The 1,075-nt window shown below is 66.2% G+C and carries 2 pseudogenes; both read left to right on the top strand.

Annotation, left to right across the window (positions count from 1 at the left end):
* Positions 1 to 618 (top strand): annotated as a pseudogene (locus tag QX073_RS34355) (Ti-type conjugative transfer relaxase TraA); the annotation flags it as partial.
* A gap of 116 nt (positions 619 to 734) precedes the next feature.
* Positions 735 to 923, top strand: a pseudogene (locus QX073_RS34350) (helix-turn-helix transcriptional regulator); the annotation flags it as partial.
* Positions 924 to 1,075 lie beyond the last annotated feature (152 nt).

Here is a 1,075-nt window from a genome sequence, read left to right as displayed (position 1 = left end):
GGCACGGCAGCCGACCGGCGCGAAGCCGAAGTGCCGGCAAGGACCGTGGCGCAAGATCCCGAAGCGGAAGCCCGTCGCGTGCGGACCCGGGCGCTGGTGCGCCATGCTCGTGCCGTGGATGCGATCTTCGCGGCGCATGAGACGGGCGGCAGAGCGAGCCCCGAACAGGTCAAAGAGCTACAGACCGCCCGCCAGGCCTTCGAAAAGGTGCGTCCCTATGGCTCCCACGACGCTGAGGCCGCCTACAAGAAGAACCCCGAGCTGGTCCGGGAGGCCGCCGGCGGACGCCTCAACCGCGCCGTCCGCGCGCTCCAGCTCGAGACCGAACTGCGCATTGATCCGAGCCGCCGCGCCGACCGCTTCGTGGAGCGCTGGCAGAAGCTCGATCACACCAGCCAGCGCCAGTACCAGGCCGGCGACAGGTCCGGCTATAGGGCGACGCGCGCGGCGATGGGCGACATGGCCAAAGGCCTCGAACGCGATCCACAACTGGAGTCCGTCCTCGCCAGCCGCAGGAAAGACCTCGGCATCGCCTTCGAATCAGGTGGCCGGCTCGGCCAGCAATTGGCCATCGCCCATGGCATAGGCTTTGGAAGAGACCGAGGCCTCGAACGTTGACCCAGCCTGTTTGCCGCCGTCTGCACGCCACAGTACGACGCCTTGAAAAACGCCCTTGCGCGCGCGACTGCTTGCTCTGTGTAGATCAGGAGCAGTCAGCAGGAGGCAGCGCAGCCATGCGCGAACCAGATCGGATCGTCCGCCTAAAAACCGTTCTTGCCCGTACCGGCCTGTCCCGATCCACCATCTACCGCAAGATCGGCGAAGGCACATTCCCAGCCCAACTCAGGATCAGCGTCAACGGCGCAGGCTGGCGGGAATCCGACATCAACCGATGGATCGCCGATCCCGCGGCGTGGCGTCCGACATGCCTGTCCGTCGCCTGCACGGGCGATGTCCGCTCCGGGGGCCAACCGGAAGTAGTGCACGGCAGGACCGAAAGGCGACATCTGACCCGAAGCTGAATCTTCGATCAAGTCAGCAGCGTCCCCTTCCAGCCCATTACGGACGTGGAGGG

Origin of the sequence: Bradyrhizobium sp. SZCCHNS3052, from assembly GCF_032484495.1 — a bacterium.
Lineage (GTDB): Bacteria > Pseudomonadota > Alphaproteobacteria > Rhizobiales > Xanthobacteraceae > Bradyrhizobium.
Note: the sequence above shows the minus strand (reverse complement) of the source record. Positions and strands in the feature narration are given on the sequence as shown.